Origin of the sequence: Arthrobacter sp. 35W, assembly GCF_000482545.1 — a bacterium.
Classification (GTDB): domain Bacteria; phylum Actinomycetota; class Actinomycetes; order Actinomycetales; family Micrococcaceae; genus Specibacter.
Window position 1 is genome coordinate 225714 of the sequence record NZ_KI519455.1, and the last position, 22118, is coordinate 247831.

Genomic DNA, 22118 nt, shown 5'->3' on the forward strand with positions numbered 1-22118 from the left:
TTTCCTGAAACCGCGCCAGCGGTTTTAGGAAGCAAGTGGGGATTAACGGCCGGCCTTCTTCTTGCCAGCAACCGTGCGCTTCGGGCCCTTGCGGGTGCGAGCGTTGGTCTTGGTGCGCTGGCCGTGTACGGGCATGCCACGACGGTGGCGGATACCCTGGTAGCTGCCGATCTCGACCTTGCGGCGGATGTCGGCTGCAACCTCGCGGCGAAGGTCACCCTCAACCTTGTAGTTACCCTCGATGTAGTCACGCAGCTGAACCAGTTCAGCGTCCGTGAGGTCCTTGACGCGGACGTCCGGGGAGATCCCCGTGTCGGCCAGGACTTCGTGTGCACGGGTCTTGCCCACGCCGTAGATGTATGTAAGCGCTACTTCCAACCGCTTTTCGCGGGGAAGGTCTACGCCAGCGAGACGTGCCATAGTGGCTTGCTCCTTGTGTAAACCGGAGGTCGTAGGCAGTACACCCACACAATCCGTGTGGCCCTGGCCTCCGACCAGGGGTCCGCTGGGCCGTTGCGGAATTTCTTCCGTCGTACTCCCAGCTTGTGCTGCCTTTAATTACTGACGTGAGCAGATGCCCGGGGTTTCCTCAGAGAGAGGAAATTAGCCCTGACGCTGCTTGTGGCGCGGGTTCTCGCAGATCACCATGACTCGACCGTTGCGGCGAATCACCTTGCACTTATCGCAGATCTGCTTGACGCTCGGCTTAACCTTCATGGCGTTCCTTTGCGTGTTTTGCAGTTGGGTTATTTGTAGCGGTAGACAATACGACCACGGGTGAGGTCGTAAGGGCTTAGCTCCACCACTACTCGGTCCTCAGGAAGGATACGAATGTAGTGCTGGCGCATTTTTCCTGAGATATGGGCAAGAACGATGTGCTTGTTGGTCAGCTCAACGCGAAACATCGCATTGGGCAGAGCCTCGGTCACAACGCCCTCGATCTCAATGACCCCGTCTTTCTTGGCCATATCCTCCGCTAACTTTTGTTCGGCCGCCACCGGTGCGGATCCATGTCGGAAACGCATGCTGACAGCTACGATTTACTACTGATTTTTGGTGGCCATGCGGGCACCGGGCGGACATTCAACACACTTCAACACATCCGATCTGCAAGCAGACCGGCTGTGAAGAGCACGTAGATGCGCCTGGGCACAGACAACCAACAACCAACTCTACGGCACAGCGCCGATTAAGTTAAATCGCGGGCGCTGCAGCCGGGCGGAGTGCTGTATCCTCTAGGGTTCGAATGTGCCCTGGGGGGCAAAGGGTTCGAGCCTGCCCGAGGGTGTGTCGACGGCGGTGGCGCTGGCCACGCCGTCGGCGATTGCCAGCCGGAGCACCTCCGCAGCCGCGCTCTGCAGTTCGATCATGGCCGCGACCGGCCCGTGCGCCGAGGCATCCAGCGCCATTGCACCCGTGGCCAGCACGAAGATGGTGTCGCCGTCGGCCAGCGTGTGGACCGGATTGAGCGCCCGCGCCATCCCGGCGTGGGCCGCCGTTGCGGTCCGGGTGGCTTCGGCGGGCGTCAGCACCGCATTGACCGCCACCACGGCCAGCGTCGTATTCAACCCCTCCCCCGCGCCGCCAAACATGTCCCGCGGCGCTGCGGTCCGGCCGGCCGCTGGGCCGGGGCCGGCCCAGGGCAGCCCCGCGGCGTTCACCACGGCCAGAGCTGCCACGACGACGGAGGAGTTCGGGCCGCTGAGCCGCAGCGAGGCGGTCCCTACGCCGCCCTTGAACGCACCGGCGCCAATGGCCGCCCCGGTGCCCGCCCCCACATTCCCGCGTCCGACGGCGGCGCCGTCGCCGCTGCCACCCGCCGCGGCCGCAGCAGCGTAGCCCATCGCGTCGCCGGGGCGGGCGGCAAAGTCTCCTCCCCGTCCGAGGTCGAAGATCGCTGCCGCCGGTACGATGGGGACCACGCCGCCAGGAACGGGAAATCCCCTCCCCTGTTCCTCGCACCAGCGCTGGGTGCCTCCCGCCGCGGCCAGCCCATAGGCGCTGCCACCGGTGAGGACGACGGCGTCGACGGTGGGCACCAGGGTGGTGGGCGACAGTGCATCCGTTTCATGGGTGCCCGGACCGCCGCCGCGCACGTCGACGCCGCCGATCGTCCCCGGTGGCGGCAGCACGACAGTGACGCCGCTCAGCCAGCCATCGCCGATCCGTTCCACCTGGCCGACCTTGATGCCCGGTACATCCGTAAGGGAACCCCACTCGCTGCCCATCAGCCGCACCCGCCCGTCGTCGTTGTCCGGGGACCTGCGGGCACCCCGGCGCCCACACCACAACGGCACGGCGCCAAAGGGGCGGAACGCATCAAATCTATCCGGCGCCGTGCCATGTGCGGAATACCCCGGCTGCCGCTGGGCCCGGAGCTGTCGGCGTGGGACGTGGCGGCCGGGCCTGCCGCCGGCACAAGAAAGCGCCCCACACTGCAGCTGGGCAGTGTGGGGCGCTTCGGTGCGGGGGCGCAGCCGGGTTCTAGCCCAGCGGAACGGGCGTGACGCCCAGCGGCGCGAGCCTGGCGGCACCGCCGTCGGCAGCAGTCAGAACCCAGATGCCGCCGTCGTGCACGGCCACCGAATGCTCCCAGTGCGCCGCGCGGGCGCGGTCTGTGGTGACAACTGTCCAGTCATCGGCCAGTGTGGCCGTTTCCAGACCGCCGCGGACCAGCATCGGCTCGATGGCCAGGCACAGGCCCGGACGCAGCTTGGGGCCGCGGTGCTTCGACCGGTAGTTGAGCACATCCGGGGCCATGTGCATCTCGGTGCCGATGCCGTGGCCCACGTAGTCCTCAAGAATGCCCAGACGCTTGCCCGGCTGGGCGCTGACGTAGTCATCGATGGCACAGCCGATGTCACCGACAAACTTCCCCGTGGCCATGGCGGCGATGCCCCGCCACATTGATTCCTCGGTGATGTCGCTCAGGCGGCGGTCCGCCGGGTCCTCGGCGCCCGGCCCACCCACAATGGTGGTCCGTGCCGAGTCCGAGTGCCAGCCATCAACCACGGCGCCGCCGTCGACGGAGAGCACGTCTCCGGCCGCAAGGACGCGGGAGCCCGGAATGCCGTGCACCACTTCCTCATTCATCGAGGTGCAGATGGTGCCGGGGTAGCCGTGGTAGCCCAGGAAGTTGGAGGTGGCACCGGCGGCCTTCAGCGCGGCGGCGAAGACGGCGTCCAGCTCACCGGTCGTGACACCTGGCGAGGCCGCCGCGAGCACCTGGCCCAGGGCATCGTCAAGGATGAGCCCGGCCTGGTGCATGGTGCGCATTTGCGCTGTGGTCTTGTATTCAATCCGTGGCTGGCCAAATGCCATGACGGTGTCCCTTCAATCAAACTGGTTGGCCGCACGCTGGCGGTGCAGGGTGCTGCAGAGGCAAAAAACAGGGCTCCTCCCCAGCGGGAAGGAGCCCTGTCGAGATCATGCGGTGGAAGGCAGCCTAGGCGCCCTGGGCCTGGCTGATCGCGTTCATCACGCGGTCAGTGACCTCATCGATGGCACCGATGCCATCGACACGGCTGAGGATGCCGCGCTCGGCATAGCGCGCCACCACGGCTTCGGTCTGCTCGTGGTACAGGTCCAGACGGTGGCGGATGACAGCTTCGTTGTCATCGCTGCGGCCGGTCTCGATCGCGCGGCCCAGCAGGCGTGCCACCAGTTCCTCGTCGTCGGCCGTCAACTGCACGACGACGTCCAGCTTGGAATCGGTCGAGGCCAGGATGTCATCGAGCTCGTCCACCTGCGCGGTGGTGCGCGGGTAGCCGTCCAGGAGGAAGCCGTCCTCGACGTCGCCCTCCTGGAGACGGTCGCGGACCATCTTGTTGGTGACCGAGTCCGGCACGAAGTCGCCGTTGTCGATGTACTTCTTCGCTTCGATGCCCAGCGGGGTCTCGCCCTTGACGTTGGCGCGGAAGATGTCACCGGTGGAGATGGCTACGACGCCGAGGCGCTCGGAGATCCGCTCCGCCTGCGTGCCCTTGCCCGATCCAGGCGGACCAATAATCAGCATTCTCGTCATCGCAATAACCCTTCGTAGTGGCGCTGTTGGAGCTGCGCATCAATCTGCTTGACCGTCTCCAACCCGACGCCGACCACGATCAGCAGCGAGGTGCCGCCGAACGGGAAGTTCTGGTTGGCCTGGATGAGCACCAGGGCAATCAACGGAATCAACGCCACGAAACCAAGGTAGAAGGCTCCGGGCAGTGTGATGCGCGAAATAACGTACTGGAGGTAATCCGCCGTCGGCTTGCCGGCACGGATACCCGGGATGAACCCGCCGTACTTCTTCATGTTGTCAGATACTTCCTCAGGGTTGAAAGTAATGGCGACATAGAAGTACGTAAAGAACACAATCATCACGAAGTACAGCGTCATGTAGATGGGGTGGTCGCCCTTGGTCAGATTCGCTGTAATCCACTGGACCCAGCCCGGAATCGGGCTGCCGTCGGTGGGGGTGGCGAACTGTGCCAACAGGGCGGGCAGGTACAGCATGGATGAGGCGAAGATCACAGGAATCACGCCGGCCATGTTGACCTTGATCGGGATGTATGTGCTGGTGCCACCCATCGTGCGGCGGCCCACCATGCGCTTGGCGTACTGGACCGGAACGCGGCGCTGGGACTGCTCGACGAACACCACGAGAGCCACTACGACAAGGCCGATGAGCAGCACTGTCAGGAAGACGCCCCAGCCCTTGGTCTTGATGATGGCGCCCAGGGAGGTCGGGAACTGCGCGGCGATGGCCGTGAAGATGAGCAGGGACATGCCGTTGCCGACACCCTTTTCGGTGACGAGCTCGCCCATCCACATGATCAGGCCGGTGCCGGCCGTCAGGGTGATGATCAACAGGACTGTGGTGATCAGGGAGTCGTTGGGGATGATGGCGCCGGCAGTGCCGGAGGCGCCACAGCCGCCAAGGAGCTGCCCGGAGCGGGCCAGCGTGATCAAAGTGGTGGCGTTGAGCAGGCCGAGGGCGATGGTCAGGTAACGCGTGTACTGCGTCAGCTGGCCCTGTCCCTGGGCGCCTTCCAGGTGGAGTTCCTGGAAACGGGGAATGACCACACGCAGCAGCTGGATGATGATGCTGGCGGTGATGTAGGGCATGATGCCCAACGCGAAGATGGAGACCTGAAGCAAAGCGCCACCACTGAACAGGTTCACCAGCTGGTAGATACCCTGGTTCGTGTCAGCGGCGTTCACGCATGCCTGGACATTGCGGTAGTTCACTCCCGGCGAGGGAATGAAGGCACCCAGGCGGAAGATGGCGATGATTCCCAGCGTGAACAACAACTTGCGTCGCAGATCAGGCGTGCGAAAGGCGCGGCCAAATGCGGTAAGCAAGCGTCCTCCTGATATGTAGTGGTTCCGATGGGCGTCAGGAATTGAGGCCCAGAGAGTGAGTCTAATAGGTGACGTACCTCGCACTGAAACTGTGACCAGTGCGCAGGAACGATCAGGGATCTGTCAGAAAAAGCAAAAGACCCTTGGTGGACGGGAAATCCCGTCCACCAAGAGTCTAGTCGCTAGGTGAAGACACCGAGGAACTCTAGAGTTCCGTGGTGCTTCCGCCGGCAGCAGCGATCTTCTCAGCAGCGCTGGAGGAGAAAGCGTGGACCGTGACGTCAACCTTGACGGTGATGTCGCCGGTGCCGAGCACCTTCACGGGCTGGTTCTTGCGAACGGCACCCTTCTCAACCAGGTTCTCCACGGTGACAACGCCACCTTCGGGGAAGAGCTCGTTGAGCTTCTCCAGGTTTACAACCTGGAACTCGACCCGGAACGGGTTCTTGAAGCCGCGCAGCTTCGGCAGGCGCATGTGCAGCGGCAGCTGGCCGCCGGCAAAGCCAGCCTTTACCTGGTAGCGAGCCTTGGTACCCTTGGTACCGCGGCCAGCCGTCTTACCCTTGGAACCCTCACCGCGGCCAACACGGGTCTTAGCCGTCTTGGCACCCGGAGCGGGACGCAGGTGGTGGACCTTGAGCGCAGTCTGCTTCTCAGCAGCTGCTTCAGTCTTCTTTTCAGTTGCCATGATTACTTCGCCTCCTCAACCTTTACAAGGTGCGGAACCGTGTTGATCATGCCAACGGTCACTGCGTCAGCCGTACGGACAACGGTGTGTCCGATGTGCTTCAGACCCAATGAGCGAAGGGTGTCCTTCTGGTTCTGCTTGCCACCAATGGTGGACTTGATCTGGGTAATAGCCAGCTTCGCGTCGGAAGCCTTGATGTTCTTAGGTGTAGACATTACGCACCCGCCTTCTGCTGCTGCATGTTGCGCAGCAGCACAGCCGGGGCAACCTCGGACAGCGGCAGGCCACGGCGGGCTGCAACTGCGTTGGGGTCTTCCAGGCGCTTCAGAGCATCAACCGTTGCGTGAACAATGTTGATGGCGTTCGAGGAACCGAGGGACTTGGAGAGCACATCGTGCACGCCAACGCATTCCAGTACGGCGCGAACCGGACCACCAGCGATAACACCGGTACCGGCGGAAGCCGGACGCAGCATGACGACGCCGGCAGCGGCCTCACCCTGTACGCGGTGGGGAACCGTGGTGCCGACCAGCGGAACCTTGAAGAAGGACTTCTTGGCCTCTTCAACGCCCTTGGCGATGGCCGCGGGAACTTCCTTGGCCTTGCCGTAGCCAACGCCAACCATGCCGTTGCCATCGCCGACGACGACGAGAGCGGTGAAGCTGAAGCGACGACCACCCTTGACGACCTTGGCGACGCGGTTGATGTTTACAACGCGCTCAACGAACTGGTTCTTCTCGGCCTCGCGGCCACCGTCACGGCCGCCACGGCCGCCATCACGGCCGCCACGGCCGCCATCACGGCCGCCGCGGGCGCCGCGCTCACCGCGGCCGCCGCGGCGGTCGTCGGTTGCAGCAGCTGCCGTCTCGGTGGTTGCGGTGTCAGCTGCAGTTGCTTCAGACACAGTGTTCTCCTTGTTAACGTTTTCGCTCACAGTGCCAGACCACCTTCGCGTGCACCGTCAGCGACGGCTGCGATGCGGCCGTGGTACCGGTTGCCACCGCGGTCGAAGACAACGGCGTCGATTCCGGCCTTCTTTGCGCGCTCGGCAACGAGCTCGCCAACGCGCTTGGCCTTGGCGGTCTTGTCACCGTCAAATGCGCGCAGGTCGGCTTCGAGGGTCGAGGCCGAAGCCACGGTTACACCCTGGCTGTCGTCAACGACCTGAACGAATACGTGGCGTGCAGAGCGGTTGACCACCAGACGCGGGCGAACCGCGGTACCGGTGATGCGCTTGCGGACGCGCAGGTGGCGGCGGCCGCGTGCGGCCTGCTTGGACTTGCCTTTAATGGACAGTGCCATGGTTACTTACCAGCCTTTCCGACCTTGCGGCGGATGATCTCGCCGGCGTAGCGAATGCCCTTGCCCTTGTACGGGTCGGGCTTGCGCAGCTTGCGGATGATGGCAGAAACTTCGCCTACCTGCTGCTTGTCAATACCCGAAACAGAAAGCTTGGTGGGGCTCTCTACGGTCAGGGTGATGCCTTCCGGAGCCTTGATGGCAACCGGGTGGCTGTAGCCCAGGGCGAACTCGAGGTCCGAGCCCTTGGCCTGTACACGGTAACCGGTACCCACGATTTCCAGCTTCTTCTCGTACCCAGTGGTCACACCAACGATGAGGTTGGAGATCAGGGTGCGGGTCAGGCCGTGGAGCGAACGCGAAGCGCGCTCGTCGTTGGGGCGGGTAACGCTGATGGTGCTCTCTTCAAGTGCAACCTCGATCGGGCTGGCAACAGTGTGCGCCAGCTCGCCCTTGGGGCCCTTTACCGAGACAACATTGCCGTCGATCTTGACCTCAACGCCGGCAGGCACAGAGATGGGGAGACGTCCAATACGTGACATTTTTCTTTCCCTTCCCTACTACCAGACGTAGGCGAGGACTTCCCCACCCACGCCCTTCTTGGAGGCCTGACGGTCGGTCAGCAGACCGGAGGACGTCGACAGAATGGCGATGCCCAGACCACCGAGCACGTGCGGCAGGTTGGTGGACTTTGCGTAAACGCGCAGACCGGGCTTGGAGATGCGGCGGATGCCGGCGATGGAACGCTGGCGCTCCGGGCCGAACTTCAGGTCGATGGTCAGCTTCTTGCCGACCTCAGCGTCTTCGACCTTCCAGGCTGCGATGTAACCCTCAGCCTTGAGGATGTCGGCGACGTGGCCCTTGAGCTTGCTGAACGGCATGGTCACGGTATCGTGGTATGCCGAGTTTGCGTTGCGCAGACGCGTAAGCATGTCTGCGACAGGATCTGTCATGGTCATTGGGCTCTAGCCCTTCCTCATAACGGTTTCCGGCGAGGCCGGACCTATTACGTAGCTAATTAATCTTCGGTCTTGAACGGGAAGCCAAGCGCCTTGAGCAGCGCGCGACCCTCGTCATCGGTCTTGGCAGTCGTGACGACAGTGATGTCCATACCGCGAACGCGGTCGATGGAATCCTGGTCGATCTCGTGGAACATAACCTGCTCGGTCAGACCGAAGGTGTAGTTGCCGTTGCCATCGAACTGGCGGGCGTTGAGGCCACGGAAGTCACGGATACGCGGCAGAGCCAGCGAAACCAGACGATCCACGAATTCCCACATGCGGTCTCCACGCAGCGTGGCGTGGCAACCGATCGGCATGCCTTCGCGCAGCTTGAACTGTGCGATGGACTTGCGGGCCTTCGTGACCTGCGGCTTCTGGCCGGTGATCTGGGTCAGATCGCGGACAGCGCCGTCGATCAGCTTGGAGTCCTTGGCGGCATCTCCAACACCCATGTTCACAACAACCTTGACCAGGCGCGGAACCTGGTTGACGTTTTCGTAGTTGAATTCGTCGAGCAGGGTCTTCTTGATTTCCGCTGCGTAGCGGGCCTTCAGGCGAGGCATGATCTTCGGAGCGTTCTCTGCAGTTACAGCACTCATTACAGATCCTTCCCGGAGCTCTTGGCGAAGCGGACGCGAACTTCGCGCTGCTTGCCGTCACGCTCTACAGTCTCGGTGCGGTAGCCGACGCGGGTCGGCTTCTTGGTGGACGGGTCCACCACAGCAACGTTGGAGATGTGGATGGGAGCCTCAACGGTCTCGATGCCACCAGTGGTGGTGCCGCGTTCCGTCTGGCCGGCCTTGGTGTGCTTGGTAACGCGGTTGATGCCTTCCACCAGGACACGATTGGTCTCGGGGAAAACGCGCAGAACCTTGCCCTGCTTGCCACGGTCGCCGCCGCGCTCAGCCTTGGCGCCGGTGATGACCTGAACCAGGTCACCCTTCTTGATCTTTGCCATAAGTTACAGCACCTCCGGAGCCAACGAGATGATCTTCATGAACTTCTTGTCACGAAGCTCGCGGCCAACCGGGCCGAAGATACGGGTACCGCGGGGGTCCCCGTCGTTCTTGAGAATCACTGCTGCGTTCTCATCGAACTTGATGTAGGAACCATCCGCACGGCGGCGTTCCTTCTTGGTACGAACGATGACAGCCTTGACGACGTCACCCTTCTTGACGTTTCCGCCAGGGATAGCATCCTTGACGGTGGCGACGATGACGTCACCGATGCCTGCGTAGCGGCGCCCAGATCCACCGAGAACGCGGATGGTCAAGATTTCCTTGGCCCCCGTGTTGTCGGCGACCTTAAGCCGCGACTCCTGCTGAATCACTTATTTCTCCTGTTCGTCGCGCCGGTTCTTAGCCATAACCATCTATGGACAAGCCTTGCGGAACGGATTGTTCGGGATGTCTCTCGGCCTGCCTGGATTTTGCCAGAACGGGCCTAAATTGCCGTGCCATCTCCACTTGCCGCACTTTCCCGGGGGAATGCACTGGAGCGTGCTCCAGAGCTCGTGCGGCAGTTTGTAGTGGCACGGAAATTTACGAGGTCTTGCGCACCAACTGCCACCACCAAAATTGGTCAGGCGGAAATGGCGCAGCAACACACAATCCTAGCATGGTTGGACATGTCCGGATTCCACTGGTAGGTTGCAGGCCGCCCAAAGTGCTGTTAAACACTCACTCCTTAAACACACAAAGGGCCCGCTGCCGTTGCCGGCAGCGGGCCCAACGCGTGCTTTAGCGCTGGAAACCAGTGCTAGAGACTACTTGGCCTTCTCGAGGATCTCGACCAGGCGCCACCGCTTGGTCGCGGAGAGCGGCCGGGTTTCGCTGATCAGGACCAGGTCGCCGATGCCGGCGGTGTTCGCCTCATCGTGGACCTTGACCTTCGAGGTACGGCGGATGACCTTGCCGTACAGGGCGTGCTTTACGCGGTCCTCAACCTGGACGACGATGGTCTTGTCCATCTTGTCCGAGACCACGTAGCCGCGCAGCTTCTTGCGCTCGCCGCGCACGATGGCTGCATCGTTGTTGTTTACGACGTCACTCACTTGGCATCCTCCTCGGACTGCTCAGCCTTCTTGGAGACCTTCTTGGCTTCCTTTTCGGCCTTCTTATCCGACTTCGCTTCTACCACCGGTGCGGCAACGACGTTCGGGCGAATGCCCAGCTCGCGCTCACGCAGAACGGTGTAGATACGGGCGATGTCGCGCTTTACAGCACGAAGACGGCCATGGTTTTCCAGCTGACCGGTGGCGGACTGGAAACGGAGGTTGAACAGCTCCTCCTTAGCCTTACGGAGTTCTTCAACGAGACGCTCGTTGTCGAATCCGTCAAGCTGTGCAGGCGCCAAATCCTTGGACCCAACTGCCATGTCTACTCACCACCTTCGCGACGCACAATGCGTGCTTTCAACGGCAGCTTGTGGATTGCCAGGCGCAGGGCCTCGCGAGCTACCTCTTCATTGACACCGGCGAGTTCGAAGAGAACCCGGCCCGGCTTGACGTTGGCGACCCACCACTCGGGGGAACCCTTACCGGAACCCATGCGGGTTTCGGCAGGCTTCTTGGTCAGCGGACGGTCGGGGTAGATGTTGATCCACACCTTTCCACCACGCTTGATGTGGCGCGTCATGGCGATACGAGCGGACTCGATCTGACGGTTGGTCACGTAGGCCGGAGTCAGAGCCTGGATGCCCCATTCACCGAAGGTGACCTCGGTGCCGCCAGTAGCCTGACCGGAACGACCCGGGTGGTGCTGCTTGCGGAACTTTACTCGACGTGGGATAAGCATTTAAGCCTGTCCTCCTTCTGCTGCCGGAGCTGCAGCCTCTGCGGCTGCGGGAGCCTCAGTGGCAGCCGGAGCCTCGGTGCGGTCGTTGCGGCGGCGGTCGCCACGAGCAGCGCCACGGGGGGCGCGGTCGTCGCTGTCACGGCGCGGTGCGCGGCCACGGGAAGGAGCAGCAGCTGCCTGGGCAGCCAGTTCCTTGCTCGTGACATCGCCCTTGTAGATCCAGACCTTGACACCAATGCGGCCGAACACGGTCTTGGCTTCGAAGAAGCCGTAATCGATGTTGGCGCGCAGGGTGTGCAGGGGCACACGACCTTCGCGGTAGAACTCGGTGCGGGACATTTCAGCGCCACCCAGACGACCAGCACAAGCGACACGGATGCCCTTGATGCCGGCACGCTGTGCGGACTGCATGGCCTTCTTCATCGCGCGGCGGAAGGCCACACGGGAAGTCAGCTGCTCGGCGATGCCCTGGGCAACGAGCTGAGCGTCAGCTTCCGGGTTCTTGACTTCCAGGATGTTCAGCTGGACCTGCTTGCCGGTCAGCTTCTCCAGCTCGCCGCGGATGCGGTCTGCTTCGGCGCCGCGGCGGCCGATCACGATGCCCGGACGTGCGGTGTGGATATCCACACGTACACGGTCGCGGGTGCGCTCGATCTCAACCTTGGAAATGCCAGCGCGCTCCATGCCGGTGGACATGAGTGCACGGATCTTGATGTCCTCGCGGACGAAATCCTTGTAGCGCTGTCCGGGCTTGTTGCTGTCCGCGAACCAGTGCGAGACGTGGTCCGTGGTGATCCCGAGACGGAACCCGTGCGGGTTTACTTTCTGTCCCACTTAGCGAGCCTCCTCTTTCTTCGGGGTCGAAACAACCACAGTGATGTGGCTGGTGCGCTTCTTGATCTGGAATGCGCGACCCTGAGCTCGCGGCTGGAACCGCTTCATCGTGGGGCCCTCATCAACGAATGCCTCGCTGATGTACAGATCGCCTTCGCTGAAAGCGACGCTGTCGCGGTCTGCCAGAACGCGGGCGTTTGCCATCGCGGACTGAACTACCTTGAATACCGGCTCCGAAGCTGCCTGGGGGGCAAACTTCAGAATCGCCAATGCCTCATTCGCCTGCTTGCCACGAATCAGGTTGACGACGCGCCGGGCCTTCATAGGCGTTACGCGAATATGACGCGCAATTGCCTTGGCTTCCATTGCTATCCTTCTCTCGTCTTAGCCGTAAGAGCGAGCGCCTAGCGGCGCTTGCCCTTGCGGTCGTCCTTGACATGGCCGCGGAAAGTCCGCGTCAGTGCGAATTCGCCGAGCTTGTGCCCGACCATCGACTCGGTCACAAACACGGGGATGTGCTTGCGGCCATCGTGCACGGCGATCGTGTGACCCAGCATGTCCGGGATGATCATCGAGCGGCGGGACCAGGTCTTAATGACGTTCTTGGTGCCCGCTTCGTTTTCCTTAGCTACCTTGACAAAGAGGTGCTGGTCAACGAAGGGACCCTTTTTCAGGCTGCGTGGCATGTGTCCAGGCTCCTATCGCTTGTTCTTGCCAGTACGGCGGCGACGAACAATAAGCTTGTCGCTCTCTTTGTTGGGGCGGCGGGTACGGCCCTCAGGCTTACCGTTCGGGTTGACCGGGTGGCGTCCACCGGAAGTCTTACCCTCACCACCACCATGCGGGTGGTCAACCGGGTTCATAGCCACACCACGCACGGTCGGGCGAACGCCCTTCCAGCGCATACGGCCGGCCTTGCCCCAGTTGATGTTCGACTGCTCGGCGTTGCCGACCTCGCCGATCGTCGCGCGGCAGCGGACGTCAACGTTGCGGATTTCACCGGAGGGCAGACGCAGCTGGGCGAAACGGCCTTCCTTGGCGACGAGCTGGACGGATGCACCAGCGGAACGGGCCATCTTGGCGCCGCCACCGGGACGCAGCTCCACAGCGTGGATAACAGTACCCACGGGGATGTTGCGCAGCGGCAGGTTGTTGCCAGGCTTGATGTCCGCTTCCGGACCGGCCTCAACAAAGTCACCCTGCTTGAGCTTGTTCGGTGCAACGATGTAACGCTTGGTGCCATCGATGTAGTGCAGCAGTGCGATGCGCGCGGTGCGGTTGGGATCGTATTCGATCTCAGCAACGCGGGCGTTGACGCCATCCTTGTCGTGGCGACGGAAGTCAATCAGGCGGTACTGGCGCTTGTGGCCACCACCCTTGTGACGCGTCGTGATACGACCGGTGTTGTTACGGCCACCCTTTTTGGGGAGCGGACGGACCAGAGACTTCTCCGGAGTCGACCGCGTGATTTCAGTGAAGTCGGCAACGCTCGAGCCGCGACGGCCCGGGGTTGTCGGCTTGTATTTACGGATTCCCATAGTATATTTCCTCGTTAAAGTGGTCTCCGCTTAAGAAAGCGGACCGCCGAAGATGTCGATTGTGCCTTCTTTGAGGGAGACAATCGCGCGCTTGGTGTTCTTGCGCTGTCCCCATCCGAACTTGGTGCGCTTGCGCTTACCGGCACGGTTGATGGTGTTGATCGAGTCGACCTTGACGGAGAAAATCTTCTCCACGGCCAGCTTGATCTCGGTCTTGTTCGAGCGGGGGTCGACCAGGAAGGTGTACTTACCTTCGTCGATCAGGCCGTAGCTCTTTTCCGAAACGACGGGTGCAATGACGACGTCGCGCGGATCCTTGATGGTGGCGGCGCTCACTTGGCGTCCTCCTCAATTGTCTGTGCCGACTCGCCACCGGCGGGAACAAAGCCAGCGGCCTTGGCTTCCTCAACGGTTGCGAACCAGACCTCGGCGACAGTGGCGTCATACCACCGGGAGCCGGGCACGTGGTACTTCATGGAGTCCTTGTTGCCCTTGATGGTGCCTGCGGCAGCTTCGGTGGCAACGATCTCAACGTCTTCTTCAAGCAGGATGCTGGAAGCGAAAGCCTCGGCAGCAGCGGTGCCGGAGACAAAAGCCTCGTAGGCAGCTTCGGTGAAGATGACGTCGTCGGAGACCAGCACGTCGTAGGTGTTCAGCTGATCGACGTACAGCACGTGTACCTCGGGCAGGTTGCGAACAGACAGTGCTGCAACATCGGCGGCGCGGTCCAGAACGACCAGCAGGTTCTTGCGGTCGGAAACCGAGCGCAGAGCAGCGTGGGCGGCCTTGGTGGACGGCGTGGTGCCGGCAACAATCTCAGCCAGAACGTGGATGCGGCCGTTGCGTGCCCGGTCGGACAGGGCGCCGCGCAGTGCAGCAGCCTTCATCTTCTTGGGGGTGCGCTGGCTGTAGTCACGCGGGGTCGGACCGTGGACAACGCCACCGCCGGTCATGTGAGGAGCACGGATGGAACCCTGACGGGCGCGGCCGGTGCCCTTCTGCTTGAACGGCTTGCGACCTGCACCGGAAACCTCGGCGCGGGTCTTGGTCTTGTGGGTACCCTGGCGTGCAGCAGCGAGCTGGGCAACGACGACCTGGTGCAGCAGCGGCACGTTGGTCTGTACGTCGAAGATCTCAGCAGGCAGATCAACCTTTACAGTAGCCATTTACTTATGCTCCCTTCACGGCGGTGCGTACGAGGACGACCCGGCCGCGGGCGCCGGGGACGGCACCCTTGATGAGCAGCAGCGACTTCTCGGCGTCTACGCCGTGAACCGTGAGGTTCAGCGTGGTGTGGCGTTCGCCACCCATGCGACCGGCCATGCGCACACCCTTGAAGACGCGGCTGGGGGTGGATGCGCCACCGATGGAACCGGGCTTGCGGTGGTTCTTGTGGGCACCGTGGGAGGCACCAACACCGTGGAAGCCGTGGCGCTTCATGACACCGGCAAAGCCCTTACCCTTGGAAGTGCCGACGACGTCGACCTTCTGGCCGGCTTCGAAGATCTCAACGGAGAGCTCCTGGCCGAGGGTGTAGTTGTCGGCGTCTGCAGTGCGCAGCTCGACGACGTGGCGGCGGGGGGTGACACCAGCCTTCTCGAAGTGACCAGCCAGCGGCTTGGTGACCTTGCGAGGATCGATCTGGCCGTAGCCGATCTGAACAGCGGTGTATCCATCAACAGCGGCGTTGCGCAGCTGGGTGATGACGTTGGAATCTGCCTGGACGACAGTGACGGGAACAAGCTTGTTGTTCTCATCCCAAACCTGGGTCATGCCGAGCTTCGTGCCCAGGATGCCCTTAACGTTACGGGTCGTGGTCATAGTTTTCTCAGCCTCCCCTACAGCTTGATTTCGATGTTCACGTCGGCGGGCAGGTCGAGGCGCATAAGCGAGTCAACAGCCTTCGGCGTGGGGTCGATGATGTCGATCAGACGCTTGTGCGTGCGCATTTCAAAGTGCTCGCGGCTGTCCTTGTACTTGTGGGGAGAACGGATAACGCAGTACACGTTCTTCTCGGTGGGCAGCGGCACCGGGCCGACTACCGTTGCGCCTGCGCGCGTGACCGTCTCAACGATCTTCCGGGCTGATACGTCAATGACCTCGTGGTCATACGACTTCAGCCGGATGCGGATTTTTTGTCCCGCCATGGCGTCGTGACTCTCTTTCCTGACATAGCGCCCATACCTAGCAGCACTGTTGACGTAAACGCTGTTTACTTTCCTTTAGCTGTGGCACTTTCAGCCACGCTCCCAACGAACTGAATCCGGACATTTCCGGGTTCCTCAATCCGCCGAAGCTCCGACCCCCGCGGTCGGGCGTGTCGCGATCAGATCGCGCACGTACCCATCGTTTTGCGGTGGTGGGTTATGTTTGGTCTTCAACTTGGACCCTGCATCGAGCATTATCTCGACCGGGACGCGAAGAAGCACTTGAACAACTCGTCTAGTATGCCGGAATTCCGCGTCAAAAGCGAATCCCTCCCCACCCGGCATCCCTGTTTTCCAGCCCTCCAGCACGCCCCTCCCGCGCGGAACACAGCCATGGCATGCTGGGCGTGTGGGCAAAATCACCTCGATGCGTTCCGCGGCGGCCCCTTCGGGCAGCCCGGCGGTGCCCCCAGGGAAAGGCGTTGCAATGACGGCAGACTCCACCCTTTCGGTCCAGACGGAGGGCCCGTGGCCGGTTCCGGTGCTTCCGGAGGGCTTCTCGCTGGGCGCCGCCACGGCGGCGTACCAGATCGAAGGCGGCACGCGCGACGGCGGCAGGGGGCCCAGCGGCTGGGATGCGTTTGCGGCCCTGCCAGGGTCCATCCTGAACGGCGACACCGCCGACGTGGCCTGCGACCACTACCACCGGGTGCCTGAGGATGTTGCTCTGTTGAAGGATCTGGGGGTCGATGCCTACAGGTTCTCGGTGGCCTGGCCGCGCATCCAGCCGGAAGGCAGCGGGCCCGCCAATGCGGCAGGCCTGGCGTTCTACGACCGGCTGGTGGATGACCTGCTGGCCGCCGGCATCGCACCGATGGCCACGCTGTACCACTGGGATACGCCACTGCCGCTGGAGCACTCCGGCGGCTGGCTGAACCGGGCGACGGCCGAACGCTTCGGCGAGTTCGCCGCCGTCGTCGGCGATGCCCTGGGCGACAGGATCGACAAATGGGTCACGGTGAATGAGCCGGCCACCGTCACGCTCAATGGCTATGGACTGGGCATCCACGCCCCGGGCAAGGAACTGCTCTTCGACGCCCTGCCGGCGGCCCACCACCAGCTGCTGGCCCATGGACTCGCCGTGCAGGCACTGCGCGCCGCCTCCGTGGCCGGTGGCATCGGCATCACCAATGTCCACTCCCCCGTCTCTCCGGCCGACCCGTCCAGCCCCGCGGACGTCCTGTATGCGGAACTCTTCGACGCCGTGCACAACAGGATCTTTGCCGACCCGGTGCTGCTGGGGCGCTACCCACAGCTCCCCGGGGAGCTCGCGGGCATGTTGGATGCGCTGCACGCCGCCCCCCAGACGGATCTGGACGTGATCAGCGAGCCGCTGGATTTCTACGGGCTGAACTACTACGCCCCCACGCGCATCGCCGCCGGGTCCGGTGCCGAGTCAAGCCCCGACGGTATCGCGGCCGCCATGGCCGCACTGCCCTTCCGGCTCGCCGACTGGCCCGAATACCCAACGACGGGATTTGGCTGGCCGGTGGCGCCCGAACACTTTGGCACGGCCCTGGAGCAGATGCGCGACCGCTATGCCGGCCACCTGCCACCGGTGTACATCACCGAAAACGGCGCCAGCTTCCCCGATGAGGTGGCAGATTCCGGTGTGGTGCAGGACCACCGCCGGGTGGACTTCCTGGCCCGGCATCTGCACAGTGCCCTGGAGGCCGTCAAGCCCGGCGGACGCGCCGAGGGTGTGGATCTGCGGGGCTGGTTCGCCTGGTCGCTGATGGACAACTTCGAGTGGGCCGCCGGCTACTCCCAGCGCTTTGGCCTGGTGCACGTGGACTTCGACACCCTGGTGCGCACGCCCAAGGCCTCCTACCACTGGCTGCGCGGGCTCATCCGTTCCCGCCCCCGGACACCCTAAGCGGCACCGCCAATAACTCCAGGCGATGGATGAATGAGGGCATAAGAAAGCCCCCGGTCGAAACCGGGGGCCTTCCTACAGAACTACAAGAAGCAGATGCTACTTGATGATCTTGGTGACACGGCCCGAACCAACGGTGCGGCCGCCTTCACGGATAGCGAAGCCGAGGCCCTCTTCCATGGCGATCGGCTGGATCAGCGCGACAGTCATTTCGGTGTTGTCGCCGGGCATAACCATTTCCGTGCCCTCGGGCAGGGTGATGACGCCGGTAACATCCGTCGTACGGAAGTAGAACTGCGGGCGGTAGTTCGAGTAGAACGGGTTGTGGCGTCCACCCTCATCCTTGGCCAGGATGTAGACGTTGGCCTCGAAATCGGTGTGCGGGGTGATGGAACCCGGCTTGACGATAACCTGGCCACGCTCTACGTCTTCGCGCTTGATGCCGCGGAGCAGCAGACCACAGTTCTCGCCGGCCCAAGCCTCGTCGAGCTGCTTGTGGAACATCTCGATACCGGTAACCGTGGTCTTCTGGACCGGACGGATGCCGACGATCTCGACCTCGGAGTTGATGGCGAGGGTTCCACGCTCGGCGCGGCCTGTCACAACAGTTCCACGACCGGTGATGGTGAAGACATCTTCAACCGGCATCAGGAACGGCTTGTCCTTGTCGCGGATGGGGTCCGGAACGTGCTCGTCCACGGCGTCCATCAGGTCCTCAACGGCCTTGACCCAGACGGGGTCGCCTTCCAGAGCCTTCAGGCCGGAAACGCGAACAACCGGAGCCTCGTCGCCATCGAAGCCCTGCGAGCTGAGCAGCTCGCGAACTTCCATCTCCACGAGGTCCAGGAGCTCTTCGTCGTCAACCATGTCGGACTTGTTCAGGGCAACCAGCAGGTAGGGAACACCAACCTGGCGGGCCAGCAGAACGTGCTCACGGGTCTGGGCCATCGGACCATCCGTAGCAGCAACCACCAGGATAGCGCCGTCCATCTGGGCAGCACCGGTGATCATGTTCTTGATGTAGTCAGCGTGACCGGGGGCGTCAACGTGTGCGTAGTGACGCTTCTCGGTCTGGTACTCAACGTGGGAGATGTTGATCGTGATACCGCGCTGCTTCTCCTCGGGAGCCGAGTCGATGGAAGCGAAGTCTCGCTGCTCGTTGAGTGCCGGGTACTTGTCGTACAGTACCTTGGAAATGGCAGCCGTCAACGTGGTCTTACCATGGTCAACGTGACCGATGGTGCCGATGTTAACGTGCGGCTTAGTCCGCTCGAACTTTGCCTTCGCCACGGGTTCCTCCTAGAACGTGTTCAGATGACTTGCTCTCAGCGACGCTTTTCGTCACTGATTCTGCAGCAAGTCTACTGGGGGCTTTTGATTTGGTGAAATTACCTGCAGTTTGCGCCTCTGCCAGCCTAGTGCCGGCAGAGGCGCAAACATAAGTGCGACTATTCGCCGCGGGCCTTCTGGATGATCTCGTCGGCTACTGCCTTCGGGACCTCGGCGTAGCTGTCGAACTGCATCGAGTACACTGCGCGACCCTGGGTCTTGGAACGCAGATCGCCAATGTAGCCGAACATGCCGGACAGCGGAACCAGGGCACGAATGACCTTGACGCCACTGGCATCCTCCATGGACTGCATCTGGCCACGACGGGAGTTGAGGTCACCGATTACTTCACCCATGTATTCCTCAGGGGTGCGGACCTCAACGTCCATCAGCGGTTCGAGCAGAACCGGGTTGGCCATCCGAGCGGCTTCCTTGAACGCCATGCGACCGGCGATCTTGAAGGCCATTTCGGAGGAGTCAACATCGTGGTACGCGCCGTCAAGCAGCGTGGCCTTGATGCCAACAACCGGGTAGCCGGCCAGCACACCATCGTTGAGTGCGGACTGGATGCCCTGGTCAACGCTGGGGATGTACTCGCGGGGAACACGGCCACCAGTGACCTTGTTCTCGAACTCGTACATCGCGCCGTCGGCGGTGTCCATGGGCTCGATCGCAATCTGGATCTTTGCGAACTGGCCGGAACCACCGGTCTGCTTCTTGTGCGTGTAGTCGTGCTTGGCCACGGCGCGCTTGATGGTTTCGCGGTAGGCAACCTGGGGCTTGCCCACGTTTGCCTCGACGCGGAACTCGCGGCGCATGCGGTCAACCAAGATGTCCAGGTGCAGCTCGCCCATACCGGCGATGATGGTCTGGCCAGTGTCCTCGTTGAGGGAGACCTGGAAGGTCGGGTCCTCAGCGGAGAGCTTCTGGATAGCCGTCGACAGCTTCTCCTGGTCACCCTTGGTCTTGGGTTCGATGGCAACCGAGATCACGGGCTCCGGGAAGCTCATGGACTCGAGCACGATCTGCGCGTTGCTGTCGCAAAGGGTGTCACCGGTGGTGGTGTCCTTCAGACCGATGGCAGCGTAGATGTGGCCGGCCAATGCCTCTTCAACAGGCATTTCCTTGTTGGCGTGCATCTGGAACAGCTTGCCGATGCGCTCCTTCTTGCCCTTGGTGGAGTTGACCACCTGGGTGCCAGCGGAAATCTGGCCGGAGTACACGCGGATGAAGGTCAGCTGGCCGAAGAACGGGTGCGTAGCAACCTTGAACGCCAGAGCGGAGAAGGGCTCCTCCGTGCTGGGTGCGCGGGTCAGCTCGATTTCCTCGTCGCGGGGATCGTGGCCGATCATCGGCGGCACGTCCATCGGCGACGGCAGGAAGTCGATGACGGCGTCGAGCATCGGCTGGACACCGCGGTTCTTGAAGGCGGAGCCACACAGAACCGGGTACAGCTCGGAGTTGATCGTCATCTTGCGGATGCCGGCCTTCAGTTCCGCGACGGTGATTTCTTCACCTTCGAGGTACTTCTCCATGAGCTCTTCGGAAGACTCTGCAACGGTTTCCACCAGAGCAGCGCGGTATTCCTTGGCCTTCTCCACGAGATCAGCGGGGATCTCCTGGACTTCGTAGGCGGCACCCATGGTGACGTCACCCTTGGAGTCGCCGGCCCAGACCAGTGCACGCATCTCGAGCAGGTCGACAACACCGGTGAAGTCGTTCTCAGCACCGATGGGCAGCTGGAGAACCAGCGGCTTGGCGCCGAGGCGGTTGATGATGGTGTCTACGGTGAAGTAGAAGTCTGCACCGAGCTTGTCCATCTTGTTGACGAAGCAGATGCGGGGAACTTCGTACTTGTCAGCCTGACGCCACACGGTCTCGGACTGGGGCTCAACGCCCTCCTTGCCGTCGAACACGGCAACGGCGCCATCGAGGACGCGCAGGGAGCGCTCAACCTCAACGGTGAAGTCAACGTGGCCGGGGGTGTCAATGATGTTGATCTGGTTCTTGTCCCAGAAGCAGGTCACGGCGGCGCTCGTGATGGTGATGCCGCGTTCCTTCTCCTGCTCCATCCAGTCGGTCGTCGAGGCACCGTCGTGGGTCTCGCCGATCTTGTGGTTCACACCCGTGTAGAACAGGATGCGCTCAGTAGTGGTGGTCTTGCCGGCGTCAATGTGGGCCATGATGCCGATGTTGCGGACCTTGTTGAGGTCGGTAAGCACGTCCTGTGCCACGATTTCTCCCTATCTAGGTGAGGCAGGGAATGGCGGCGGCGGGCCGCCGCCATTCCCAAGGCTCTGTTACCAGCGGTAGTGGGCGAAGGCCTTGTTGGACTCGGCCATCTTGTGGGTGTCTTCGCGACGCTTGACAGCGGCACCGAGACCGTTGGAAGCATCCAGGATTTCGTTGCGCAGACGCTCAGTCATCGTCTTCTCGCGGCGAGCCTTGGAGTAGCCAACGAGCCAGCGCAGAGCCAGTGCAGTTGCACGGCCCGGCTTGACCTCGACGGGAACCTGGTAGGTGGCGCCACCGACACGGCGGGACTTTACTTCCAGGCTCGGCTTGATGTTGTCCATGGCCTTCTTCAGAGCTGCAACGGGGTCGCCGCCGCTCTTCTCGCGGGCACCTTCGAGGGCACCGTAAACGATGCGCTCTGCGGTGGACTTCTTGCCGTCAACGAGGACCTTGTTGATCAGCTGCGTGACCAACGGGGAGCCGTATACGGGATCTACAACGAGCGGCCGCTTGGGGGCCGGACCCTTGCGAGGCATATTACTTCTTCTCCATCTTTGCACCGTAGCGGCTGCGAGCCTGCTTGCGGTTCTTGACGCCCTGGGTATCCAGTGCGCCGCGGACGATCTTGTATCGAACACCGGGAAGGTCCTTCACACGACCTCCACGCACGAGCACGATGGAGTGCTCCTGGAGGTTGTGGCCAACACCGGGGATGTAGGCGGTAACTTCCACGCCACCGTTGAGGCGCACACGTGCAACCTTGCGCAGAGCCGAGTTCGGCTTCTTCGGGGTGGTGGTGTAGACGCGCGTGCAAACGCCGCGACGCATCGGGCTGCCGTTAAGCGCGGGAGCCTTGGTCTTCTTGACCTTGGGGGTCCGGCCCTTGCGGACCAGCTGGTTAATCGTAGGCACTTTCGTGTTCTCCGTTTTTTCTCGAGATGGTTCTCGTGTTGCTTTCCCTTGACATCCA

32 protein-coding genes are annotated in these 22118 nt (G+C 62.4%); 1 reads left to right on the forward strand and 31 read right to left on the reverse strand.

The window, feature by feature from the left end; all coding sequences use genetic code 11:
• Nucleotides 1-42: 42 nt before the first annotated feature.
• The 27 genes from rpsM to rpsJ form a co-directional block, all read right to left on the reverse strand.
• Entirely contained in the window at nt 43-420 is a 378-nt protein-coding gene (rpsM, locus tag K254_RS0113155) for a 30S ribosomal protein S13 (RefSeq protein ID WP_026555756.1), read from the reverse strand.
• 183 nt (nt 421-603) lie between these two features.
• Complete coding sequence (rpmJ, locus tag K254_RS0113160) at nt 604-717, reverse strand: 50S ribosomal protein L36 (protein ID WP_011775570.1); 114 nt, start codon at nt 715-717, stop codon at nt 604-606.
• Nucleotides 718-746: 29 nt separating this feature from the next.
• Nucleotides 747-968, reverse strand: coding sequence for a translation initiation factor IF-1 (infA, locus tag K254_RS0113165; RefSeq protein WP_009358723.1), 222 nt, complete (start codon nt 966-968; stop codon nt 747-749).
• Nucleotides 969-1235: 267 nt separating this feature from the next.
• The gene (locus tag K254_RS23210; protein ID WP_051389215.1) at nt 1236-2228 is read right to left on the reverse strand and encodes a P1 family peptidase; all 993 of its coding nucleotides are present in this window, start codon (nt 2226-2228) and stop codon (nt 1236-1238) included.
• 256 nt (nt 2229-2484) lie between these two features.
• On the reverse strand, nt 2485-3321 hold the full coding sequence (gene map / locus K254_RS0113175; protein WP_026555757.1) for a type I methionyl aminopeptidase: 837 nt from the start codon (nt 3319-3321) through the stop codon (nt 2485-2487).
• A 124-nt stretch (nt 3322-3445) separates the two neighbouring features.
• Nucleotides 3446-4015: an adenylate kinase gene (locus K254_RS0113180; protein WP_196811032.1), complete on the reverse strand. Its 570-nt coding sequence runs from the start codon at nt 4013-4015 to the stop codon at nt 3446-3448.
• A 5-nt stretch (nt 4016-4020) separates the two neighbouring features.
• Nucleotides 4021-5346, reverse strand: a complete 1326-nt coding sequence (gene secY / locus K254_RS0113185; protein ID WP_026555759.1) for a preprotein translocase subunit SecY — start codon at nt 5344-5346, stop codon at nt 4021-4023.
• A gap of 205 nt (nt 5347-5551) precedes the next feature.
• Nucleotides 5552-6034, reverse strand: coding sequence for a 50S ribosomal protein L15 (gene rplO, locus K254_RS0113190; protein WP_051389216.1), 483 nt, complete (start codon nt 6032-6034; stop codon nt 5552-5554).
• 2 nt (nt 6035-6036) lie between these two features.
• Complete coding sequence (rpmD, locus tag K254_RS0113195) at nt 6037-6249, reverse strand: 50S ribosomal protein L30 (protein WP_026555761.1); 213 nt, start codon at nt 6247-6249, stop codon at nt 6037-6039.
• Nucleotides 6249-6938, reverse strand: a complete 690-nt coding sequence (gene rpsE, locus K254_RS0113200; protein WP_196810964.1) for a 30S ribosomal protein S5 — start codon at nt 6936-6938, stop codon at nt 6249-6251. The genes rpmD and rpsE overlap by 1 nt, the downstream gene beginning before the upstream one ends.
• A 26-nt stretch (nt 6939-6964) precedes the next feature.
• Nucleotides 6965-7336: a 50S ribosomal protein L18 gene (gene rplR, locus K254_RS0113205; RefSeq protein WP_026555763.1), complete on the reverse strand. Its 372-nt coding sequence runs from the start codon at nt 7334-7336 to the stop codon at nt 6965-6967.
• Nucleotides 7337-7338: 2 nt separating this feature from the next.
• Nucleotides 7339-7875 carry a 50S ribosomal protein L6 gene (gene rplF / locus K254_RS0113210; RefSeq protein ID WP_026555764.1) on the reverse strand — a complete coding sequence of 179 codons (537 nt, stop codon included), beginning with the start codon at nt 7873-7875 and terminating at the stop codon, nt 7339-7341.
• A gap of 18 nt (nt 7876-7893) precedes the next feature.
• Nucleotides 7894-8292 carry a 30S ribosomal protein S8 gene (gene rpsH, locus K254_RS0113215; RefSeq protein WP_026555765.1) on the reverse strand — a complete coding sequence of 133 codons (399 nt, stop codon included), beginning with the start codon at nt 8290-8292 and terminating at the stop codon, nt 7894-7896.
• Between the two features lie 59 nt (nt 8293-8351).
• The gene (gene rplE / locus K254_RS0113220; protein WP_035750182.1) at nt 8352-8933 is read right to left on the reverse strand and encodes a 50S ribosomal protein L5; all 582 of its coding nucleotides are present in this window, start codon (nt 8931-8933) and stop codon (nt 8352-8354) included.
• Nucleotides 8933-9292 carry a 50S ribosomal protein L24 gene (gene rplX / locus K254_RS0113225; protein WP_026555767.1) on the reverse strand — a complete coding sequence of 120 codons (360 nt, stop codon included), beginning with the start codon at nt 9290-9292 and terminating at the stop codon, nt 8933-8935. Before rplX ends, rplE begins: the two co-directional genes overlap by 1 nt.
• A 3-nt stretch (nt 9293-9295) precedes the next feature.
• Nucleotides 9296-9664, reverse strand: coding sequence for a 50S ribosomal protein L14 (rplN, locus tag K254_RS0113230; protein ID WP_005267743.1), 369 nt, complete (start codon nt 9662-9664; stop codon nt 9296-9298).
• A 435-nt stretch (nt 9665-10099) separates the two neighbouring features.
• A complete protein-coding gene (gene rpsQ, locus K254_RS0113235; RefSeq protein WP_035750184.1) occupies nt 10100-10387 on the reverse strand; it encodes a 30S ribosomal protein S17 in 288 nt (95 codons plus the stop codon).
• Nucleotides 10384-10710: a 50S ribosomal protein L29 gene (gene rpmC, locus K254_RS0113240; RefSeq protein ID WP_026555769.1), complete on the reverse strand. Its 327-nt coding sequence runs from the start codon at nt 10708-10710 to the stop codon at nt 10384-10386. The genes rpsQ and rpmC overlap by 4 nt, the downstream gene beginning before the upstream one ends.
• Nucleotides 10711-10712: 2 nt before the next feature.
• On the reverse strand, nt 10713-11129 hold the full coding sequence (gene rplP / locus K254_RS0113245) for a 50S ribosomal protein L16 (RefSeq protein WP_026555770.1): 417 nt from the start codon (nt 11127-11129) through the stop codon (nt 10713-10715).
• Nucleotides 11130-11963, reverse strand: coding sequence for a 30S ribosomal protein S3 (rpsC, locus tag K254_RS0113250; protein WP_026555771.1), 834 nt, complete (start codon nt 11961-11963; stop codon nt 11130-11132).
• The gene (gene rplV, locus K254_RS0113255) at nt 11964-12329 is read right to left on the reverse strand and encodes a 50S ribosomal protein L22 (RefSeq protein WP_026555772.1); all 366 of its coding nucleotides are present in this window, start codon (nt 12327-12329) and stop codon (nt 11964-11966) included.
• Nucleotides 12330-12367: 38 nt separating this feature from the next.
• Nucleotides 12368-12649 (reverse strand): 30S ribosomal protein S19, encoded by a 282-nt coding sequence (gene rpsS / locus K254_RS0113260; RefSeq protein WP_026555773.1) that lies wholly within the window; start codon nt 12647-12649, stop codon nt 12368-12370.
• 12 nt (nt 12650-12661) lie between these two features.
• Complete coding sequence (gene rplB / locus K254_RS0113265) at nt 12662-13501, reverse strand: 50S ribosomal protein L2 (protein WP_026555774.1); 840 nt, start codon at nt 13499-13501, stop codon at nt 12662-12664.
• A 30-nt stretch (nt 13502-13531) separates the two neighbouring features.
• Nucleotides 13532-13837, reverse strand: a complete 306-nt coding sequence (rplW, locus tag K254_RS0113270; protein ID WP_026555775.1) for a 50S ribosomal protein L23 — start codon at nt 13835-13837, stop codon at nt 13532-13534.
• Nucleotides 13834-14667, reverse strand: a complete 834-nt coding sequence (gene rplD / locus K254_RS0113275; protein WP_026555776.1) for a 50S ribosomal protein L4, sunset domain variant — start codon at nt 14665-14667, stop codon at nt 13834-13836. Before rplD ends, rplW begins: the two co-directional genes overlap by 4 nt.
• A gap of 4 nt (nt 14668-14671) precedes the next feature.
• Entirely contained in the window at nt 14672-15322 is a 651-nt protein-coding gene (gene rplC, locus K254_RS0113280; RefSeq protein WP_026555777.1) for a 50S ribosomal protein L3, read from the reverse strand.
• 17 nt (nt 15323-15339) lie between these two features.
• Nucleotides 15340-15648, reverse strand: a complete 309-nt coding sequence (gene rpsJ / locus K254_RS0113285) for a 30S ribosomal protein S10 (protein ID WP_003803825.1) — start codon at nt 15646-15648, stop codon at nt 15340-15342.
• A gap of 487 nt (nt 15649-16135) precedes the next feature.
• Between rpsJ and K254_RS0113290 the strand changes: the two genes are divergently transcribed.
• Nucleotides 16136-17584: a GH1 family beta-glucosidase gene (locus tag K254_RS0113290; RefSeq protein ID WP_026555778.1), complete on the forward strand. Its 1449-nt coding sequence runs from the start codon at nt 16136-16138 to the stop codon at nt 17582-17584.
• Nucleotides 17585-17683: 99 nt separating this feature from the next.
• Here the strand turns inward: K254_RS0113290 and tuf are convergent, their stop codons facing one another.
• From tuf to rpsL, 4 genes are all read right to left on the reverse strand, one after another.
• Nucleotides 17684-18874, reverse strand: coding sequence for an elongation factor Tu (gene tuf, locus K254_RS0113295; protein ID WP_026555779.1), 1191 nt, complete (start codon nt 18872-18874; stop codon nt 17684-17686).
• 158 nt (nt 18875-19032) lie between these two features.
• The gene (fusA, locus tag K254_RS0113300) at nt 19033-21147 is read right to left on the reverse strand and encodes an elongation factor G (RefSeq protein WP_026555780.1); all 2115 of its coding nucleotides are present in this window, start codon (nt 21145-21147) and stop codon (nt 19033-19035) included.
• A gap of 66 nt (nt 21148-21213) precedes the next feature.
• Nucleotides 21214-21684 carry a 30S ribosomal protein S7 gene (gene rpsG / locus K254_RS0113305; protein WP_026555781.1) on the reverse strand — a complete coding sequence of 157 codons (471 nt, stop codon included), beginning with the start codon at nt 21682-21684 and terminating at the stop codon, nt 21214-21216.
• Nucleotide 21685: 1 nt separating this feature from the next.
• Nucleotides 21686-22060, reverse strand: a complete 375-nt coding sequence (gene rpsL / locus K254_RS0113310) for a 30S ribosomal protein S12 (RefSeq protein WP_011692814.1) — start codon at nt 22058-22060, stop codon at nt 21686-21688.
• Between the last annotated feature and the right edge of the window lie 58 nt (nt 22061-22118).

Bases quoted from the DNA above. Each gene is read 5' to 3' on its own strand.
- rpmD (WP_026555761.1), bottom strand. From the start codon at position 6,249: ATGTCTACACCTAAGAACATCAAGGCTTCCGACGCGAAGCTGGCTATT.
- K254_RS0113290 (WP_026555778.1), top strand. From the start codon at position 16,136: ATGACGGCAGACTCCACCCTTTCGGTCCAGACGGAGGGCCCGTGGCCG.
- K254_RS23210 (WP_051389215.1), bottom strand. From the start codon at position 2,228: ATGGGCAGCGAGTGGGGTTCCCTTACGGATGTACCGGGCATCAAGGTC.
- rplV (WP_026555772.1), bottom strand. From the start codon at position 12,329: ATGGAAGCCAAGGCAATTGCGCGTCATATTCGCGTAACGCCTATGAAG.
- K254_RS0113180 (WP_196811032.1), bottom strand. From the start codon at position 4,015: ATGCTGATTATTGGTCCGCCTGGATCGGGCAAGGGCACGCAGGCGGAG.
- rpsM (WP_026555756.1), bottom strand. From the start codon at position 420: ATGGCACGTCTCGCTGGCGTAGACCTTCCCCGCGAAAAGCGGTTGGAA.
- rplR (WP_026555763.1), bottom strand. From the start codon at position 7,336: ATGGCACTGTCCATTAAAGGCAAGTCCAAGCAGGCCGCACGCGGCCGC.
- map (WP_026555757.1), bottom strand. From the start codon at position 3,321: ATGGCATTTGGCCAGCCACGGATTGAATACAAGACCACAGCGCAAATG.
- rpsJ (WP_003803825.1), bottom strand. From the start codon at position 15,648: ATGGCGGGACAAAAAATCCGCATCCGGCTGAAGTCGTATGACCACGAG.
- rpsG (WP_026555781.1), bottom strand. From the start codon at position 21,684: ATGCCTCGCAAGGGTCCGGCCCCCAAGCGGCCGCTCGTTGTAGATCCC.
- infA (WP_009358723.1), bottom strand. From the start codon at position 968: ATGGCCAAGAAAGACGGGGTCATTGAGATCGAGGGCGTTGTGACCGAG.
- rplF (WP_026555764.1), bottom strand. From the start codon at position 7,875: ATGTCACGTATTGGACGTCTCCCCATCTCTGTGCCTGCCGGCGTTGAG.
- rpmC (WP_026555769.1), bottom strand. From the start codon at position 10,710: ATGGCAGTTGGGTCCAAGGATTTGGCGCCTGCACAGCTTGACGGATTC.
- rplX (WP_026555767.1), bottom strand. From the start codon at position 9,292: ATGGCAAAGATCAAGAAGGGTGACCTGGTTCAGGTCATCACCGGCGCC.
- rplO (WP_051389216.1), bottom strand. From the start codon at position 6,034: ATGGCAACTGAAAAGAAGACTGAAGCAGCTGCTGAGAAGCAGACTGCG.
- rpsS (WP_026555773.1), bottom strand. From the start codon at position 12,649: ATGCCACGCAGCCTGAAAAAGGGTCCCTTCGTTGACCAGCACCTCTTT.
- rplB (WP_026555774.1), bottom strand. From the start codon at position 13,501: ATGGGAATCCGTAAATACAAGCCGACAACCCCGGGCCGTCGCGGCTCG.
- rplC (WP_026555777.1), bottom strand. From the start codon at position 15,322: ATGACCACGACCCGTAACGTTAAGGGCATCCTGGGCACGAAGCTCGGC.
- rplD (WP_026555776.1), bottom strand. From the start codon at position 14,667: ATGGCTACTGTAAAGGTTGATCTGCCTGCTGAGATCTTCGACGTACAG.
- rpmJ (WP_011775570.1), bottom strand. From the start codon at position 717: ATGAAGGTTAAGCCGAGCGTCAAGCAGATCTGCGATAAGTGCAAGGTG.
- rpsH (WP_026555765.1), bottom strand. From the start codon at position 8,292: ATGACCATGACAGATCCTGTCGCAGACATGCTTACGCGTCTGCGCAAC.
- rplE (WP_035750182.1), bottom strand. From the start codon at position 8,933: ATGAGTGCTGTAACTGCAGAGAACGCTCCGAAGATCATGCCTCGCCTG.
- rplP (WP_026555770.1), bottom strand. From the start codon at position 11,129: ATGCTTATCCCACGTCGAGTAAAGTTCCGCAAGCAGCACCACCCGGGT.